We start from the raw sequence: 17625 nt of genomic DNA, 5'->3' as shown, positions 1-17625 counted from the left end.
GCCTGCCCGCCGCCCGCGAACCCCGGAGCGCCACCGATGCACCTGCTGCTGCCGCTGACCGGCCTCGCCGGTGCGGCCCTGTGCCTGGCCGTGCGGCTGCCGGGCCCGGTGCGCTGCTGGGGACCGCATGCGATCGCGCTGGCGGTGATGCCGCTGATGGCCGTGGGGTGCGCCCCCACGGCCATGCGGGCAGTGGCCGTCGCGGTGGCACTGGCCGCCGCCTGGACCGCGCTGGCCGGTTCCCCCGGCGAGCGGGCGCGGGGCGCGGTGGACCTCGCCGCGATGGCCCTGATCACCGCCTGCGCCTCGGCCCCGGCGGCGATGCCGCGGATGCCGATGGGCGCGGCCCCCGCCCTGGGGCGGCCGCTCTGCCTGCTCCTGATCGCCTGCTGGGCCGCCGCCCGAACCGCCGTCCCGCTCGCCCCGCTGCTCACCGGTCGGCCGCCCGTCCCCGCCCGCGGTCGCCTCCTGGGCGGGCTGGGCAGCGGCGCGATGATCATCAGTATGGCCGCGATGCTGGGCTGAGCAACCCTTGTCAACGAAGTGGGATGCCTACAGACTGTCAAGTCCGGATCAATGAACGGGAGTTGCGGAAGTGGCGACGATGCGCCGCCGGTGCTCCGCTCCCTGTGGCGGAATGGAAGGCAGACCCCACCGATGCGTGAACTCTTCGACCGGGCCCAGGGGGTGCGCCTGGACCGGGCGGCCTACGTCTCCGACTTCGACGAGCGGTTCTGGCGGATCGGGGCGGAGGGCTTCTGGAAGCTCGAATGCCTGCAGAACTACCAGGAGACCGGATTCCCCAGCTGGGAGGCGTTTCGCGGTGGGGACTGGGCGGGGGCGCTGCGGCTGATCGACGAGCTGCGCCCCGAGTTCGCGCGCTACTACGGCCAGGTGCGCGCCGCCGGGATCGGCCTCCACCGGGTACGCGTCGTCGAGCGGCCGGTCAGCCCCTACCTGCAATGGGAACTGCACGTGCTGCGCGCCAGGGGCGCCTTCGGGGAGGACAGCGTCGTGGTCACCGCCGACCGGGCGGCGACCGCGGTCGGTCCGGAGCCGCTGCCCGACCTGGTGGTGCTCGGGACCGAGGCGGTGTACGAGATCCACTACACCTCCGACGGCACCCCGGACGGCGCCACCCGGTTCACCGCGCCGGCCGCGGTCGACCGGGCCCGCTCCCTGGTCCAGCGGCTGGGTCAGGACGGCGAGCGGCTGGACGCCTACTTCGTCCGGGAGATCGCCGGACTCGGGGCCCCGTCCTGGTAGTTCGGCGCCCGGTCCCGGGCTGACCGGCTCGCCGCCCGGGTGACCGCCCGGACGGCGCCGGGGACCATCACCCGCTTCGCCCCCGGGGCGTGGTGCGCATGCGCGCCACGCCCCGGCGCCGTCCTGCGCCCGGGCGGGCGGAAGAACGCCCAGGCACCCAGTCGTCCTGGACCTGCGCTGATGTCACCGACATATTGCGACGGAGAGCAAAAACCTTCAATGATTCCGTCGGGATATTGCAGAGCGATTTCGCCGACGTTATAGTCCTCGGCGAAGCGACCCGGCTTCCTGCCAACTGCCGCGCTCGCGACCCGCTCCCGGGGCCGCCTCAGCCGCCACCCGCGGCTCGCCCGGCACGTCCGGCACACCTGTCACGCACCCGAGCACGTCGAGGACCCGCGCATCCGAGCACCGCACCGTGGACTTTTTGCGCTCAAGGAGACACGCGACATGAACCTCAGGGGAAACGCGGCGGCGCTGTGGCGCCGGGGCAACAGAGCGCGGCGGCTGGCGCCGCTGGTCGCACTGGTGACGGCGGTCGCGCTGCTCGGCGGCTTCCGTGCCTCCGCGGCCGCGGCGGCGCCGGTCCCGCACGCGGCCACCTCGGCCAGTACGCCGATCTGGTCCACCCAGCTCGACTTCGACAACAACGGCACCGCCTGGTCCGAGTCGTACTTCGCCGGGCTGGCCGCCAAGGGCCTGACCACGGCCGAGTTGGACATGCCCTGGGGCACGATCGAGCCCCAGGCCGGGACGTTCACCTTCACCGAGTTCGACCAGGAACTCGCCAACGCCGGCGCTGCCGGGATCCAGCTCATTCCGATCTTCTGGCAGGCCGGCTGGGGCGGCAGCCCCGCCCCGTGGATCACCGACTTCGAGGTCGGCAGCGGCGGCGCGCAGAGCCAGGCGCCCGCGTGGTGGGACCCGACGGAGCAGTCCGAGTACTTCAGCTACGTCACCGACACCATCGCCAACGCCGCCGGACTGCCCGGCTACGGCGGCGCCATCCTCGACTACGGCTACCTCGACGCCCAGTGGGACCTGAACGGCGCCGGCGGCGGCTGGGCGGCCGACGACATCAGCGAGTTCCAGGGCACCTACCTGCCGCAGACCTACGGCACCATCGCCGCCTTCAACACCGCCAACGGCACCTCCTACAGCGCGTTCAGCCAGGTGCCCGCGGCGGCGCCGGGGCAGGCGCTGGCCGGGGTGTTCCAGGCGTTCCGGGCGTGGAGCGTGAAGCAGACCTACGGGCAGCTGACCGCCGACGTGCGCGCGGTCACCGCGAGCACCCCGCTCTACTACTACTTCGGCGGCGGCTTCGGCAACGCGACCAACTACGCCAACAACCCGGACACGTTCTTCCAGTTGGCGAAGCAGTACAACGTGGCCGTCATCGACGACTCGGCCGGATCCCAGGGCCTGACGCTGACCTTCGCCAGCCTGGCCCGCGCCTACGGGGTGAAGCTGGCGCAGGAGTGGACCGCGCCGAGCGACAACAGCCAGCTCGCCGCCCAGGCCGTGCAGTGGATCTCCAACTACGCGATGGGCCTGCCCGAGGGCGCCGGTGAGGACTTCTTCATCCACGACGGCACCCAGAAGGACACCGTCGGCTACCCCATCTACACCAGCTGGCTGCCCACGCTGAAGAGCCTGTCGGGGGTGTACCCGCAGCAACCGGCGGCCGTCTACGTCGACTTCTCCCAGGGCTACGGCAACACCAGCGGCGGCAGCCTGGGCAACGTGCAGGACGAGATCGGCGACCTGTGGCTGAACTACCAGGCCGGATTCAGCGTGGTGACCAGCCAGGAGGTGGCCGACGGCGCGGTCAGCCTGTCCCAGTTCAAGGCGGTGCTGCCGCTCAACGGCGTCGACGCCAACCTGACCTCCTACCGGTCGGGCGGCGGCACGCTGCTGACCCAGCCGGAGCAGCTGACCCAGTACACCACGGCGTACGCCCAGATCGACTCCCCGGGCGTGGGCGTGCTGCAGACCGTTCCGGCCGTGGCCGCCAACGGCACCAGCGCCTCGATCACGCTCGCGGACATCAGCTCCGGCACCGCCTACGACTACCCGATCGCCTTCAGCCCGGCCGGGCTCGGGCTCAACCCGGGCAACTACTACCTGGTCAACGCCGCGACCGGGGCGGCCGTGCCGCAGACCCAGCAGGCGAACGGCCTGGTCTGCGCGTCCGCGGCGATCAGCGCGGCCACGCTCGCGCAGTGGACGATGGTGGCGGGCACACCACCCGCGGGCACCGCGTCGGCGAGCTGCCCGACCTCCGGCACCGGCGCCGGTTCGGTGTCGGCCACGGCCGGCCAGACCGGCGGCGGGCTGTCCTTCCTCGGCGTCGGCCAGACCAACTCCGGCGCCGACGGCAACCTCACCCAGATCACCCAGGGCGGCCAGACGGCGGTGGAGACCTGGACCACCGCGCAGAGCGGCTCCGGTGACGCCAACGTCTACCTGCAACTCGACCCGCTGTCGGCGGTCGAGGCCGCGGCCGACGTGACCGTGCAGGTCACCTACTGGGCCACCGCCGGGCAGGGCTTCGTGGTGCAGTACGACACACCTGGCAGCGCCTACCAGAACGGTCCCAGCGTGAGCAGCCCCGGCACCGGGACCTGGACCACCGCCACCGTGCAGCTCACCGGCGCCCAGTTCGCCGAGGCCGAGAACGGCGGCGCCGACCTGCGGCTCAACGTCACCGACGCGAGCGCGCCGCTGATCGTGCAGAACGTCACCATGTCGGTGGCCAACAGCTCCAGCCCCACCCTGAGCGCGTCACCGACCTCGGTGTCCTTCGGCAGCCAGACCACCGGGAGCACCGGCGCCGCGCACACGGTGACCATCAGCAACACCGGCACCGGCACCGCGTCGATCTCCTCGATCGGCACCGCGGCCCCCTTCGCCGAGACCAACACCTGCGGGGCGACGCTGGCCGCCGGTGCCTCCTGCACCGCCTCGGTCACCTTCACCCCCAGCGTGTCCGGCGCGGCCACCGGGACACTGACGGTGGCCGGCAACGCCACCGGCAGCCCGCTGACGGTCGCCCTCTCCGGCACCGGGACCAGCGGCTCGACGCCGCCGGTCGACCTGGCGCTGAACCAGCCGGTCACCGCGTCCAGCACCACCTCCGGATATCCGGCGGGCAACGCGGTCGACGGCAACACCTCCAGCTACTGGCAGGGCGGGAGCGGGAGCTGGCCGACCACACTCACCGCCGACCTGGGCGTGACCGACTCGATCAGCTCGCTCGGCATCGACCTGCCCCCGGCCACCGCCTGGTCCACCCGCACCCAGACGCTGTCGGTGCTGGGCAGTGCCGATGACACGAACTGGACCACGCTGGTGGGCTCGGCCACGTACACCTGGAACCCGGCGACCGGGAACACGGTGACCATCGCCCTGCCCGCCGGGACCGCCGACCGCTACGTCGAACTGGACTTCACCGGCAACAACGTCCAGAACGCGGCCCAGGTCTCCGAGTTCCAGGTCTTCGGCACGGCCGACCCGAACCTGGCGCTGAACCAGCCGGTCACCGCGTCCAGCACCACGGCCGGGTACCCGGCGGCCAACACGGTCGACGGCAACAACTCCAGCTACTGGGAGGGCACCGACGGCAGCTGGCCGACCACGCTGGCGGTCAACCTCGGCTCCGCCAAGACCCTCGGCAGCGCGGTGGTCACCCTGCCGCCGTCCAGCGCCTGGTCCACCAGGACCCAGACGCTGTCGGTGCTGGGCAGTGCCGACGGCACGAACTGGACCACGCTGGTGGGCTCGGCCACGTACACCTGGAACCCGGCGACCGGGAACACGGTGACCATCGCCCTGCCCGCCGGGACCACCGACCAGTACCTGGAGCTGGACTTCACCGGCAACAACGTCCAGAACGGCGCGCAGGTCTCCGAGTTGGAGGTCTTCGGCTGATCCTGGGCAACACCCCCGGCCGTGCCCGCGGTGCGCAGTCCGCTGCGCCCCGCGGGCACGGCGCGTTCCGGCGACGGCGGTATCCGGGACCCGGTGCTCCGCGCCGACCGCGCCCGGGGAGAATGGGCAGCTCAGCGGCGGACCACCAGCAGGACCAGCAGACAGAGGAGTGCACACATGCGGTTCGGACTGTTCGGCACCGGCCACTGGGCCTCGCACACGCACGCGGCGGCGATCGACGCGCACCCGCGCTCGACGCTGGCCGGGGTCTGGGGCCGGGACCCGGAGAAGGCCGAGGCCCTGGCCCGGCGCTACGGCGTGCCCGCCTTCCGCGACGCCGACGCGCTGATCGAGGCGGTCGACGCGGTGGCGGTGGCGCTGCCGCCGGACGTCCAGGCCGACATCGCGGCCCGCGCCGCGGCCGCCGGGCGGCACCTGCTGCTCGACAAGCCGCTGGCGCTCACCCTCGCCGAGGCGGACCGGGTGGTGGCCGCGACCGAGGCGACCGGGGTCGCCTCGGTCGTCTTCTTCACCTTCCGCTTCTCGCCCGAGGTCGAGGCGTTCCTGGCCTCGGCGACCACCACCGGCGGCTGGCACGGGGCCCGGGCCACCTTCTTCGCCTCGATCTACGGCCCGGACAGTCCCTACGACAGCTCCCAGTGGCGCCGCGAGCAGGGCGCGCTCTGGGATATCGGCCCGCACCTGCTGTCGGTCCTGCTCCCGGTCCTGGGGCCGGTGGTCGAGGTGGCCGCGATGGACGGGCCGCGCGGAATCGTCCAGGTCCTGCTCAAGCACGCGGACGGGGCCGCCGCCACCATGGCGTTGACGCTGGACGCGCCACCGGCGGCGACCGCGTTCGAACTGGCCTTCCACGGCGAGAGCGGACTGGCGCGGCTGCCGTCGCGCGACGGCGACGCGGTGACCGCGCTCGGCCTCGCCCTCGACCAACTGCACCACGAGGTGGAGACCGGGAGCCGGGGCGGCGGCTGCGACGCGCGGTTCGCCCGGGACGTCACCGCCGTACTCGAAGCCGTCGCCACCGCCCGCACCGAAGGCCGGACGGTGCGGGTCGCCGTCTGAGGCGCCCGGCCGGGGCGCGGCCACCGGGGCGGCCCGGCGTGCGCGGCGTCCACGGGGGCGGGCGCTGCCGGGGCGCGACCCTCGCGGACTCCGCACGCCCTACCGGGGGGCCGTCCGCCGCCGTAATGATGAGCAGACCGCGCAACCCCCAGGCGATCCCGCACGCCTGCCCCCGGCAGGCACCTGCGGTGGAAGGAGCCCACGTTGTTGCTTCTCATCTCCCCGGACAGTGTCGAGGAAGCCCTCGACTGCGCCAAGGCGGCGGAACACCTGGACATCGTCGACGTGAAGAAGCCCGACGAGGGCTCGCTCGGCGCCAACTACCCCTGGGTCATCCGGGAGATCCGCGCCGCCGTCCCGGCGGAGAAGCCCATCTCCGCCACCGTCGGCGACGTCCCCTACAAACCCGGCACGGTGGCCCAGGCGGCGCTCGGCGCGGCCGTCTCCGGAGCCACCTACATCAAGGTCGGCCTGTACGGCTGCACCACGCCCGACCAGGCCGTCGAGGTCATGCGCGGGGTCGTCCGGGCGGTCAAGGACTACCGGCCGGACGCGTTCGTGGTCGCCTCCGGCTACGCCGACGCGCACCGGATCGGCTGCGTCAACCCGCTCGCCCTGCCCGACATCGCCCGCCGCTCCGGCTCCGACGCGGCCATGCTCGACACCGCGATCAAGGACGGGAGTCGACTGTTCGACCATGTCCCGCCCGACGCCTGCGCCGAGTTCGTCCGGCTGGCCCACGAGGCCGGACTGCTCGCCGCGCTCGCCGGCAGCGTCAAGGCCGTCGACCTGTCCACGCTGACCCGGATCGGCACCGACATCGTCGGGGTGCGCGGGGCCGTCTGCGAGGGCGGCGACCGCGACGCCGGACGGATCCAGCCGGAGCTGGTGGCCGCCTTCCGGGCCGAACTGGACCGGCAGGCCCGGGACCACGCCGCCGCCGTCGCCGCGAACTGACCCCCGGGATGACGACCACTCAGCCCGGCCCCGCGCCGGTGGCCCGCGACGGGCGCCTCGCCGTCGTCGACCCGGCCACCGGACTGGCCTTCGACCACGCCCCCGACCAGCGGCCGGAGCAACTCGACGCCCTGGTCAGCCGGGCCCACGCGGCCTGGCGCGGCTGGCGGGCGGACCCGGCCGCCCGCCGCGCCGCACTGCTCGCCGCCGCCGACGCGGTGGACGCCGCCGCGGGCGACCTCGCTCCGCTGCTCACCCGGGAGCAGGGGAAACCACTGGCCGAGTCGGCCGCGGAGATCGCCCGCACCGCGGCCCGGTTGCGCTACTTCGCCGGACTGGCCGAACAGGCCCTCGGGCCGCAGCCGATCACCGACGGCCGACCGGTCCGCACCGAGCTGCGCTGGCGACCACTCGGGCCGGTCGCCGCGATCGTCCCGTGGAACTTCCCGCTGCAACTGGCGTCGGCGAAGCTCGCGCCCGCGCTCGCCGCGGGCAACACCATGCTCCTCAAACCCTCCCCGTACACCCCGCTGGCCACCCGGCTGCTGGGCGAGGTGCTGACCGGCGCGCTGCCCGAGGGCGTGCTGACGATCGTCACCGGCCGCGAGCCGCTCGGCGCCCGGCTGGTGGCCCACCCCGGGATCCGCCAGGTGACCTTCACCGGTTCCATCCCGACCGGACGCGCGGTCGCCGCGGGCACGGCGGCCTCACTCGCCCGGGTCACCCTGGAACTGGGCGGCAACGACGCCGCCATCCTGCTGGAGGACGTCGATCCGGAGCGGATCGCGGACCGGCTGTTCTGGGCGGCGTTCCGCAACTGCGGACAGGTCTGCATGGCGGTCAAGCGGGTCTACGCCCCGGCCCACCGCTACGCCGAGGTGGTCGAGGCCCTCGCGCGGCGCGCGAAGAGCGTCGTGGTCGGCCCCGGGAGCGACCCGGACACCCAACTGGGGCCGGTCAACAACGCCCCGCAACTGGCCCGGGTCGAGCGGTACACCGCCCGGGCCCTGGCCGACGGCGCCCGGGCCGCGGCCGGGGGCCACCGACTGGACGGCCCGGGCTACTTCTTCGCGCCGACCATCCTGGCCGACGTCCCGCCGGACAGCCCGGTGGTGACCGAGGAGCAGTTCGGACCGGTACTGCCGGTACTGCCGTACCGCAGCCTCGACCAGGCCGTCGCGGCGGCCAACGCCACCGGCTTCGGGCTCGGCGGCTCGGTCTGGGGGACCGACCTCGACCGGGCGGAGGCGGTGGCCCACCGGCTGGAATGCGGAACGGCCTGGATCAACCACCACGCCGAACTCTCCCTCGCCCAGCCCTTCGCGGGCGTCAAGGAGAGCGGCGTCGGCGTCGCGGGCGGCCCCTGGGGGCTCTACGGCAACCTCAGCCCCTTCGTGGTGCACCGTCCGGAGGAGGCATGACGATGCGGTTCGACGCCGCGGTGCTGCGTTCGTACGACAGCCCCTTCGCGCTGGAGGAGGTGATCCTGGACGCGGGACCGGCCGACGGCGAGGTCCTGGTACGGATCGCGGGCTGCGGGATGTGCCGGACCGACCTCGCGGTCCGGCGGTCGGCGGGCCGCTCCCCGCTCCCGGCGGTGCTCGGCCACGAGGGCGCCGGGGTGGTGGCCGCGACCGGCGGCCCGGACACCGGCCTCGGCGTCGGCGACCACGTCGTGCTGAGCTTCGACTCCTGCGGGCACTGCCGGAACTGCCTCGGCGCGGCCCCCGCCTACTGCGACTCCTTCGCCGCGCTCAACCTCTTCGGCGGACGGAAGCAGGACGCGGGACGGCTCACCGACGCGGCCGGGGGCGAACTGGCCCCCCGCTGGTTCGGCCAGTCCTCGTTCGCCGAGTACGCGCTGGTCCCGGCCCGCAACGCGGTCCGGGTCGATCCCTCACTACCGGTCGAACTGCTCGGGCCGCTCGGCTGCGGCTTCCTCACCGGCGCCGGGGCGGTCCTGAACTCCTTCGGCCTCGGCCCGGGCGACACCCTCGCCGTCTTCGGCGCCGGGGCGGTCGGCCTGGCCGCGGTGATGGCGGCCACCGCCGCCGGGGCGGTGACGGTGGCCGTCGACCGGTACCCGGAACGGCTCGCGCTCGCCGAGCGGTTCGGCGCGATCCCGCTGCGCGCCCTCCCACCCGAGTCGGCGACCAGGCCCGACCTGGCCGACCGCATCCAGCGGCTGACCGACGGCGGCGCGCAGTACGCGCTGGACACCACGGCCTCCGCCCAGCTGATCAACGACGCGCTCCGGTCGCTGCGCCCGACCGGCCGCCTCGGGCTGGTGGCCCGGCTGCACAGCACCCTGCCGCTGGAACCCGGAGCCCTGGACCGGGGCCGCTCCATCACCCACATCTGCGAGGGGGACGCCGTGCCGGGGCTGCTGATCCCGCGGCTGACCGCGCTGTGGCAGGCCGGGCGGTTCCCCTTCGACCAGCTGATCCGCACCTATCCGCTGGCCGACGTCAACCAGGCCGAACGCGACTGCGAGGCGGGCCGCGTGGTCAAGCCGGTGCTGCTCCCGTAGACGACCCGGTCCGGGTGGCGAACACCCAGCGGTTGCCCGCCAACGCGTCGTTCTCCTCGGGCACCGGGCCACGGCCGTGTTGGCGGCTGAAGTCGAACGGGGTGTGCACGACGGTGGACCAGCCCCGGCCCGCCAACGCGCCCACGGAGTCGGGCCGGGGCCCCTCGTCGAACAGGCCCGGCAGGTCGACGCCGATCTGCTGCTTGGTCGAGGCGTAGAGCGGGTTGCTGCGGTAGGCCCGCACCTGCATGTCGATCTTGACCTCGTACGCCAGGGCGCTCCCCTCCGTGCTCAACCGGTCCACCGTGTCGATCAGGTACGTCTCGGCGGCTTCGGGCAGGTAGAAGAGCAGCCCCTCGACCAGCCAGACGCTCGGCGCCGCCGAGTCGAACCCGGCGTCGGTCAGCGCGCCGACCCAGTCGTCGCGCAGATCCATCGGGACCGGTATCCGGGTCGTCCTCGGCTCGGCCGACAGACCGTCCAGCACGTCGTGCTTGAACGCCAGCACGCCCGCCCGGTCCACCTCGAAGACCACGCAGCCGGGCGGCCAGTCGAGCCGGAACGCCCGCGAGTCCAACCCCGCCCCGAGCAGCACCACTTGGCGGGCGCCCGCGCGCACCGACCGGAGCAGGTAGTCGTCCAGCACCCTGGTCCGCAGCCCGAAGTAGCGGCCGAACCGGCCCCACAGCGGGTTCGCCTCGCCGTCCGGAACCTGGTGCGGGCGGACCGGCCAGCCCGCCGAGGCCGCTGCGGCGCGCACGAAGTGCTCCGCGTAGGCGTCCTGCGCGAGGGGGTCCGGCCGGTGGGTCTCGATCGCCCGGGCGGCGGCGACCATGAGCGCGGTCTTGCCGACGCCCCCGTCCACGCCGTCCGCATCGGTGTCGGGTCGTGCTGCGCCGACCATGTGTCCTCCCTGGGCGAGTCGGAACCACGAGCTGGAACCACGAGTTGGAGCCACGAGCTGGGACCAGCGGCTCCACTCTCCAACCGGCGCTCGGCTGCCGAAGGGGAATTCCAGGAACCTCACCCGAACGGGTGAGAAGGGCCGGATGTTCGAGCGGGCCCTCGAAGGGAGGGGGTCGGTGCCGACCTACGATACGTACACGTATGAGCCCGAATTGCGGGCCCCGTTCCCCAGCAAGAAGGTCTACTGTGCGACGCTTCCTCATCGGCGCGGTCACCCTCGCCGCCGTGTGCTCCCTGGCCGGGCCCGCTTCGGCACAGACCCGGGCCGTGTCCGGACCGGTGACGGTCTTCTCGACCGAGCTCACGCCGCTCACCGTCTACCAGAGCCCGAGCGGCTGCAACCGGCTCCCGGTCGCCGCACACGTCCTGACCAACCAGAGCAGCGGCCCGATCACCTTCTACGGCGACCCGTTCTGCCTGACGCCGGGCCTGGTCGTCCAGCCCGGCTACGGCTCGCACGTGCCGCCGGGCGCCGGGAGCTTCAGCGCCTGAGCGCGACGGCCGACGCGGTGCCCGGTCCGCCGGAGCGACCGGGCACCGCGCCCGCCGGGCCGAGGTCGGCCCGGCCGCCGTCAGCCCTTCTTCTCGGCGACGATCAGCAGGAAGTTCATCTGCCTGCGCCGGTAGGCGTCGATGAAGGCGTCCTCGATCCCGGTGCGGTGCCGACTGTGCGTCCGCAGCTCCCAGTACGGGATCGCCTCGCTGGTGAGGTCGACCACGCTGATCGGCACCAGGCCGGTCCCGGCCATCGCGGTGAAGTAGGAACTGCGGCGGTGCATGCGGGAGATGTAGTGGCGGTCGATCTCCTCGCTCTGCGGGCAGGTGTCCGCGACCAGGTCGTTGCGGCACCAGGTGATGCACACGTAGCGGCCGCCGGGCTCCAGGATCCGGGCGAACTCACCGAACAGCTCCGGGAGTTCGACGTACATCGTGGTCTCGTTGGTGATCACGCCCTGGAACGAGCCCGCGGTGAAGCCGGTGTCCACCATGTTCCGGAAGTGGAACCTGACCTTGTCCTGGTAGCCCCGCTCGCGCGCGGCGCGGCGGCTGAACTCCAGGTGGTACTGCGAGATGTTGGCGCCGTCCACGTAGCAGCCGAACCGGTCGTGCAGCTGGAAGGAGGTGCCGCCGCGGCCCGACCCCGCGTCCAGCACCCGGTCCTGCGGGCCGAGCCCGGCCAGGCTCTGCACGATCACCTCGGCCTGGGCGTTCTCCAGCCGGTGCATCTCCCGGATGATCGCCTCCTCCCGCTGCTCGGGCGCCAGCCCGAGGATCGCCGGGTCGTAGTCACCGATGCCGTAGTGGTGGTGGTACAGGCCGTCGATCTCGCCGAGCAGCAGGTTCACCGGGTCGTTCTGCTTGGTGTTCCAGTAGGCCGCGAGTTGCTCCTCGTAGGCATCGCGAATCACGGTCCGACTGGGGCTGTCGACGATGTCTTGTGTGGTCACAGCTCATCTCTTTCTCTGTATCCGTTACCGTGGGCGGTCGTTGCGGCGGCGGCGACGCCGCGGGGGAGCCGGGCGGGGGCGTCCCGGTGGCTGAGGATCCGCTGGACGGCCAGCCGCGCGGAGCGGACGGCGCCCTCGCTGCTGGGGCGGAGCATCACCCAGTCGCCCGCGTACTCGATCCGGCGTACCGGCCGGTCCAGGAAGGCGGAGCGCTGCCGGACCGCCTCCGGGGTCGCCTCCGGCAGGCCGTACCGGAAGCGGTGGACGAAGGTCCCGGTGGTGGCCGCGCGCAGCCCCGGCAGGTAGCGCTCGGCCTCGGCGCAGGCCACCGCGACGACCTGCTCGTCAGGTGCGTCGAGCAGCTCGGGGCAGGCCGACGGCGCCACGAACAGGCTGGTCAGTCCCCGGCCCGGGGGCACGCGTCCGGGCTCCTTGACGTGGTCCAGGATGGCGCCCGCGAACACCCGGTTCTCCGCCCCGGGGATGGACAGCGTGTAGCTGGGGCTGCGGGTGGGGCTCGGCAGCGGGCGGTCGAGCAGGCAGGCGACCTTGAGCATCGGAGTGTAGCCGCTGGCGGTCAGGTAGGGGCGCTCGTCCTCGGGCGGGGCGGTGTGCAGCGCCAGCGCGATCGGGGCGGGCACCGCGAGCAGCACCTGTCGCGCGGTCAGGCTGCCGCCGTCGGCGAAGTGCAGCCGGGCGCCGTCCGGTTCCGGCTCGACCGCGCCGACCGCCGAGCCCACGCTCACGTCCACCCGCTCGGCCAGCGCCCTGGCCAGGGTGTCCATCCCGGCGCGGTAGGTCATCCACTGGGCGCCGACCCCGCCGACCGCGAGCAGGTTGGTCAGCATCGGCGCGATGGTCGAGCGGTCCGGACTCCAGCCGAAGCAGTGGCCGGACAGCGGTTGCAGCAGGTAGTCGTAGAGGTCGCGGTGGCGCCCGGACGCGAACTGACTGATCGTCATGTCCCGGAGGGCGGTGCGCTCCGGGTGGTCCGGGTCGAACGAGCGCTGGTAGGAGCCGAGTTGCAGCGCGAGGCGGAGCCAGGCGAGCCGCCCGCGCCAGGACATCCCGGCGCCGGTCAGCAGCCCCTTGGGGTGGCCGAGGTGGGCATGGGCCCGCCCGTCGCGCCACAGCGCGAACCCGCCGTCGATGGTCGCCACCTCGGACGGGGCGATGCCCATGGCCCGGATCAGCTCCCAGGTGGCGTCGTAGCCCCGGGCGGCGATGGTCTCGGCGCCCTCGTCGAGCAGGTAGCCCTGGTGCCGGGTGCTGGCCATCCGCCCGCCGACGCGGTGCTGGGCCTCGAAGACCCGTACGCTCCGCCCGGCCTCCCGCAGTCGGTAGGCGGCGGCCAGCCCGGAGATCCCGGCGCCGACCACGGCGACGTCGAGGTCGGCGCCGCTCATGTCCACTGCCCGGTACCGAAGGCAGCCGCGCCCTGGAGGAAGCGTTCGCGCAGTTCGTGCCGGCGGACCTTGCCGGTGCCGGTGCGGGGCAGCGCGTCCCAGGCGACGGTCACCGGTTCGGCCAGCGGCGGCAGGTCGTGCACCGCGTGCCGCCAGCGCTGCGGGTCGAGGCCGCCGGTCCGGGTGACCAGCACCGGCAGCGGGTGGCCGTCGGCGGTCGCCAGCACCACGGCCTCCTCCACCTCCGGCAGCCGGTCGTGCAGCAGGTCCTCCAGCTCGACGCAGCTGATCCCGGGGATCATGTCCACCTCGCGGTCCAGCAGCAGCAGGCTGCCGCCCCGGGAGCGGACGCCGATGTCGCCGGTGTTGAACCAGCCGTCCTGCACCTTGGCGTGCCAGCGGTCCTGCTCGCCGACGTAGCCGAGGCACCGGGCCTTGGTCCGGGCCAGCACCAGGCCGCTCTGTCCGCGCGGCAGCGGCCGCATGGTCTCCGGGTGGACCACCCGCAGCCCGACCCAGCCCGGTAGCGGGCGGCCGAGGTCGCGGGTGGTCGGGTGCCGGTCGGCCGGTCCGGCCACGGCCCTGCGGGTGAGGAAGCGGAAGGTGAGCGGACCGGTCTCGGTCTGGCCCCAGCCCTGCATCCAGATCGGCGTCCGGCGCCGGGTCGCCCCGAGGAAGGTGCGGATGGTCGGCGGGTGCACCGCGTCGAAGGTGCTGATGAAGAGCCGCACGTCGCGGAACGGGTTGTCGGCGCCGGCGCAGAGCGGGTGCCAGCGCGCGTAGGTGGACGGCAGCGCCTCCAGCATCGTCGGCGGATGGGCGCGCAGCACCGGCGCGGCGGCCTCGGGGGCGGCGTCGGCGACGATGACCACCTTCCGCGGGGCGAGCCAGAACGCGCTCGCGGTCCAGGCCACCGCGCGGCCGTGGGAGAAGGCGATGGCGCTGCCGACGGTGTCCCGGCGGCGGCCGGCCAGCACCGGCCAGCGGTGCGCCTCGAAGCCCGCGAGCCGCCGGATCAGGGTGGTGGTCGAGTGGACCACCAGCTTGGGCACCCCGGTGGTGCCCGAGGTGTGGATCACCAGCAGCGGTTCGTCGTCGTGGCGCGGCCGGACCGGCGGGACGCGGTGTCCGCGCACGTCGTCCAGGGTCGGGCCGACGGGGTTGGCGCCGTCCAGGCACAGGGTGCGGGCGGCCGCTCCGGTGAGGTCGACGCCCGCCGCCCGGGCGGTGCCGAGCACCCGCTCGTCGGCGACCAGCAGCGCCGGTTCCAGCCGCCCGAGCAGCTGCCGCAGGCTGTCCGGTCCGAGCCGGTCGGAGATGAGCGCCGGTACCGCGCCGATCCGCGCGGCGGCGCAGGTCAGCAGCACGTAGTCCCAGTGGTTGCGCTTGACCACGGCGATCCGGTCGCCCGCCCGGGCCCCGGCCGCCGCCAGCCAGCCGGAGGCCTCCGCGACCAGCTCGGCGAGTTGTCCGGTGCCGAACTCGGTGCCGAGCGCGGGCGCGATGTCGAGCGGTCGGCTCAGCCGCACGGCGGTCGGTGGGCGCTTCTCGGCGAGGACCTCGAACAGCGTTCCCAGGTCGAGCGGCTTCATGCGAGGACTCCGTGCACCAGGTTGACGGCGATCAGCAGCGCGGCGGTGAGCCGGGAGACGTGGATGCCCAGCCGACGGGCCCGGAGCACCTCGCCGCGGCCGATGCCCTGGACGTACTGGCGGATCCGCAGCACCACCACCGGCGCCATGGCCGGCAGGAACCACCAGGGCGCGATGCCCGCCGACACGGATCCGACGATCAGCCCGGCCTCCAGCGCGGAGACGGCCGCGATGAACAGCGCGTTGACCCGGGGCGAGGCGACCACGGCCACGGTCGGGCGGTTGACCGCCCGGTCCCCGGGGATGTCGTTGATGTTGGAGTAGACGCCGAACAGCAGCGGCCCGAGGCCGAACAGCAGCGTCTGCACGATGACGAAGCCCCCCGCCCGGCCGGTGAGCAGCCCGTAGAACGGGAGCACGAAGAACCAGCCGAGCGCGGCCATGAACAGTTCCTGCAGCCCGTGGTAGCTGAGCTTCAGCCACCACGTGTACTGGAAGCCCAGCACCGTCCACAGGGCGACCCCGGCCACCGCCCACGCCGGGCGGGCCGGGGCCAGCGCGACCGCGCCCGCCCAGGACAGCGCGCAGGCGGCGACGGCCAGCCAGCCGAAGCGGATCGCCTGCGGCTCGGTCAGCGTCCCGGCCACCAGCGGTTTGCGGGCGAGGCGGCGGGCGGGCGCGTCCGGCCCGTAGTTCGCCGCGTCGCTGCCGTCGCGGTACCCGGTCACGTCGTCGAAGGTCACCAGCGCGGCGACGATGGCGACCTGGCCGAGCAGGGTCAGCAGCAGCACCCCGGCGGTACGCCCGGGCACGGCCCACCCGGCCGGCCCGAGCATGGCGGCGAGCAGCGGAATGCTGAGGTAGTAGTCGTAGATGTCCAGCTTCGCCAGCCGAGCGTACGCACGCCAGGCGATCGGCGGCGGGGGAGCCTCGACGGTTTCGGGGCGGACGGTACGCGTGGACGACTCGGGGGCGTCCAGCGCGGGGGCGGGCTCCACGGCGGAGTGTGGTCCTCTCGACTTGGTCCGACCGAGGCTGGGCCTCAGGTCGGCTGATTGAGCGCGGGCTGGATGGCCCGGTACGTCAGTGGGCGTCGGCCCGGCCGGCGACGCCGATCCGGTTCCAGGTGTTGGTGGCCGCCACGGTCCAGACCAGGCAGGCGAGTTCGGCCTGGTCGAAGTGGCGGGCGGCTGCCTGGTAGACCTCGTCCGGGACGCCGTGGGTAGCGACGAGGGTCAGGTGCTCGGCCAGGTCGAGTGCCGCCCGCTCGGCCGCCGTGAACCGGGCGGACCGCTGCCGGACCGGCAGCTCGTCCAGCTTCGCCGCGGCCACGCCCGCCTGCTCGGCGGCGGCCCGGTGCAGCCCGACGCAGTAGCCGCAGCCGTTCAGCTGGGAGGTGTGGACCTTGACGAGCTCGGCCAGGGCCGGGTCGAGGCCCTGGTCGACGGCGCTCAGGGCGATCAGGGCGCGGAACGCCTCCGGGGCGGCGCTGGTCAGGTCGATCCGGTCGGTGGGCGCGGAGGTGGGCATGGTGGGGGGATCTCTCAGCCTGGTCGGTGGGCGGGGGCCGGTCGCGGGCCGGTGCTAGGCCGGTCGGCGGCCCTGGACGGAGTAGAGGATCGGGGAGACCGCCTGGAACTCGGGGTGCCGCATGACCTCGCGCACCTGCCGCAGGTGGTCGTCCGTCAGGCCCTCGGCGAGCAGCCGCTCGCGCAGGCTGTGGGTGTGGCTCACCAGCAGCTCCAGGCCGGGGTGTCCGGCCTGCCAGAGCACCACCCGCGGCTGCGGGTCCAGCGCGGTGAAGCCCGCCGCGCGCATCTCGGCCGCGCACTCGCGGCCCCAGACGATCCGGGCGCCGCCGTTGCTGAGCACCCGGCCCTTGGCCGCCAGGAAGGTCCGGTACAGCTCGGCCGAGCGCTCGTCGGGGGCGGTCAGCACCGGGCCGTAGCTGACGTCGAACTCGTCGATCTGCAACCAGCCGCCGGGGCGCAGCGCGGTGCGCAGCCGTCGCAGGACGGCCTGCCGCTCGGGCAGGTGCTGGAGCACCAGCCGGGCGTGGGCGAGGTCGAACCCGGCCTCGGCCAGCGGGTCGTGGACGATGTCGTGGCGCTCCACCCGCAGCCCCGGATGCGCCGCCACCCGCCGCGGCTCGGTGTCGGTGGCCAGGACCCGGCCGGTCGGCGCCACCCGGTCGGCCAGCCAGGCCGCGACGCTGCCGTTGCCCGCGCCGATCTCCAGGCAGCTCCAGCCGTCGCCGAGGCCGGTGGCGGCCAGCCGCTCCGTGGTGAACGGGTCGTAGGCGGCGGACAGGTTGCGGAACTGGGCGATCGAGTTGTCGCTGTCGTTGTCGAAGACGTAGCCGACAGCGTGGGCGTCAGCCGGAGCGGGGTCCGCTTCGAGGACCGGGTTCATGGCCATCCTTCGGGGGTCACAGCCTTCGGGGAGGTGCC

Annotated in this window: 15 protein-coding genes; 8 read left to right on the top strand and 7 right to left on the bottom strand. The window is 73.7% G+C overall.

Annotation, left to right across the window (positions count from 1 at the left end; translation table 11 throughout):
- Window positions 1-36 precede the first annotated feature (36 nt).
- From GXP74_RS26985 to GXP74_RS26955, 7 genes are all read left to right on the top strand, one after another.
- Entirely contained in the window at window positions 37-525 is a 489-nt protein-coding gene (locus tag GXP74_RS26985) for a hypothetical protein (RefSeq protein WP_182453830.1), read from the top strand.
- A 132-nt stretch (window positions 526-657) separates the two neighbouring features.
- Window positions 658-1266, top strand: a complete 609-nt coding sequence (locus GXP74_RS26980) for a DUF6879 family protein (RefSeq protein ID WP_182453829.1) — start codon at window positions 658-660, stop codon at window positions 1264-1266.
- A gap of 450 nt (window positions 1267-1716) precedes the next feature.
- On the top strand, window positions 1717-5196 hold the full coding sequence (locus tag GXP74_RS26975) for a discoidin domain-containing protein (RefSeq protein ID WP_182453828.1): 3480 nt from the start codon (window positions 1717-1719) through the stop codon (window positions 5194-5196).
- A 177-nt stretch (window positions 5197-5373) separates the two neighbouring features.
- On the top strand, window positions 5374-6276 hold the full coding sequence (locus GXP74_RS26970; protein WP_182453827.1) for a Gfo/Idh/MocA family protein: 903 nt from the start codon (window positions 5374-5376) through the stop codon (window positions 6274-6276).
- A 204-nt stretch (window positions 6277-6480) separates the two neighbouring features.
- On the top strand, window positions 6481-7233 hold the full coding sequence (locus GXP74_RS26965; protein ID WP_182453826.1) for a (5-formylfuran-3-yl)methyl phosphate synthase: 753 nt from the start codon (window positions 6481-6483) through the stop codon (window positions 7231-7233).
- Between the two features lie 8 nt (window positions 7234-7241).
- Complete coding sequence (locus GXP74_RS26960) at window positions 7242-8654, top strand: aldehyde dehydrogenase family protein (protein WP_182453825.1); 1413 nt, start codon at window positions 7242-7244, stop codon at window positions 8652-8654.
- A gap of 2 nt (window positions 8655-8656) precedes the next feature.
- Window positions 8657-9763 carry an NAD(P)-dependent alcohol dehydrogenase gene (locus GXP74_RS26955; protein ID WP_182453824.1) on the top strand — a complete coding sequence of 369 codons (1107 nt, stop codon included), beginning with the start codon at window positions 8657-8659 and terminating at the stop codon, window positions 9761-9763.
- Here GXP74_RS26955 and GXP74_RS26950 read toward each other — a convergent pair.
- The gene (locus tag GXP74_RS26950) at window positions 9741-10667 is read right to left on the bottom strand and encodes a class I SAM-dependent methyltransferase (RefSeq protein ID WP_182453823.1); all 927 of its coding nucleotides are present in this window, start codon (window positions 10665-10667) and stop codon (window positions 9741-9743) included. The two genes, GXP74_RS26955 and GXP74_RS26950, sit on opposite strands and share 23 nt — an antisense overlap.
- 248 nt (window positions 10668-10915) lie before the next feature.
- Between GXP74_RS26950 and GXP74_RS26945 the strand changes: the two genes are divergently transcribed.
- Window positions 10916-11221 carry a hypothetical protein gene (locus GXP74_RS26945; protein WP_225448221.1) on the top strand — a complete coding sequence of 102 codons (306 nt, stop codon included), beginning with the start codon at window positions 10916-10918 and terminating at the stop codon, window positions 11219-11221.
- A gap of 80 nt (window positions 11222-11301) precedes the next feature.
- On the opposite strand, the gene GXP74_RS26940 is transcribed toward GXP74_RS26945, so the two are convergent.
- The 6 genes from GXP74_RS26940 to GXP74_RS26915 all read right to left on the bottom strand — a co-directional run bounded on the left by GXP74_RS26940 (window position 11302) and on the right by GXP74_RS26915 (window position 17587).
- Window positions 11302-12177 carry a cyclopropane-fatty-acyl-phospholipid synthase family protein gene (locus GXP74_RS26940; protein WP_225448220.1) on the bottom strand — a complete coding sequence of 292 codons (876 nt, stop codon included), beginning with the start codon at window positions 12175-12177 and terminating at the stop codon, window positions 11302-11304.
- Complete coding sequence (locus GXP74_RS26935) at window positions 12174-13583, bottom strand: NAD(P)/FAD-dependent oxidoreductase (protein WP_182453822.1); 1410 nt, start codon at window positions 13581-13583, stop codon at window positions 12174-12176. Before GXP74_RS26935 ends, GXP74_RS26940 begins: the two co-directional genes overlap by 4 nt.
- Window positions 13580-15175 carry a class I adenylate-forming enzyme family protein gene (locus GXP74_RS26930; protein WP_182453821.1) on the bottom strand — a complete coding sequence of 532 codons (1596 nt, stop codon included), beginning with the start codon at window positions 15173-15175 and terminating at the stop codon, window positions 13580-13582. The genes GXP74_RS26935 and GXP74_RS26930 overlap by 4 nt, the downstream gene beginning before the upstream one ends.
- Complete coding sequence (locus tag GXP74_RS26925; protein ID WP_225448219.1) at window positions 15172-16173, bottom strand: UbiA family prenyltransferase; 1002 nt, start codon at window positions 16171-16173, stop codon at window positions 15172-15174. Before GXP74_RS26925 ends, GXP74_RS26930 begins: the two co-directional genes overlap by 4 nt.
- An 85-nt stretch (window positions 16174-16258) precedes the next feature.
- On the bottom strand, window positions 16259-16705 hold the full coding sequence (locus tag GXP74_RS26920; RefSeq protein ID WP_182453820.1) for a carboxymuconolactone decarboxylase family protein: 447 nt from the start codon (window positions 16703-16705) through the stop codon (window positions 16259-16261).
- Window positions 16706-16759: 54 nt separating this feature from the next.
- Window positions 16760-17587, bottom strand: a complete 828-nt coding sequence (locus GXP74_RS26915) for a class I SAM-dependent methyltransferase (RefSeq protein ID WP_182453819.1) — start codon at window positions 17585-17587, stop codon at window positions 16760-16762.
- Window positions 17588-17625: the final 38 nt, after the last annotated feature.

This window comes from Streptacidiphilus sp. P02-A3a, from assembly GCF_014084105.1.
Classification (GTDB): Bacteria; Actinomycetota; Actinomycetes; order Streptomycetales; family Streptomycetaceae; genus Streptacidiphilus.
Note: the sequence above shows the minus strand (reverse complement) of the source record. Positions and strands in the feature narration are given on the sequence as shown.

Coding starts and splice junctions, on each gene's coding strand:
- GXP74_RS26985 (WP_182453830.1), top strand. CDS start 37: ATGCACCTGCTGCTGCCGCTGACCGGCCTCGCCGGTGCGGCCCTGTGC.
- GXP74_RS26980 (WP_182453829.1), top strand. CDS start 658: ATGCGTGAACTCTTCGACCGGGCCCAGGGGGTGCGCCTGGACCGGGCG.
- GXP74_RS26975 (WP_182453828.1), top strand. CDS start 1,717: ATGAACCTCAGGGGAAACGCGGCGGCGCTGTGGCGCCGGGGCAACAGA.
- GXP74_RS26970 (WP_182453827.1), top strand. CDS start 5,374: ATGCGGTTCGGACTGTTCGGCACCGGCCACTGGGCCTCGCACACGCAC.
- GXP74_RS26960 (WP_182453825.1), top strand. CDS start 7,242: ATGACGACCACTCAGCCCGGCCCCGCGCCGGTGGCCCGCGACGGGCGC.
- GXP74_RS26955 (WP_182453824.1), top strand. CDS start 8,657: ATGCGGTTCGACGCCGCGGTGCTGCGTTCGTACGACAGCCCCTTCGCG.
- GXP74_RS26950 (WP_182453823.1), bottom strand. CDS start 10,667: ATGGTCGGCGCAGCACGACCCGACACCGATGCGGACGGCGTGGACGGG.
- GXP74_RS26935 (WP_182453822.1), bottom strand. CDS start 13,583: ATGAGCGGCGCCGACCTCGACGTCGCCGTGGTCGGCGCCGGGATCTCC.
- GXP74_RS26930 (WP_182453821.1), bottom strand. CDS start 15,175: ATGAAGCCGCTCGACCTGGGAACGCTGTTCGAGGTCCTCGCCGAGAAG.
- GXP74_RS26920 (WP_182453820.1), bottom strand. CDS start 16,705: ATGCCCACCTCCGCGCCCACCGACCGGATCGACCTGACCAGCGCCGCC.
- GXP74_RS26915 (WP_182453819.1), bottom strand. CDS start 17,587: ATGAACCCGGTCCTCGAAGCGGACCCCGCTCCGGCTGACGCCCACGCT.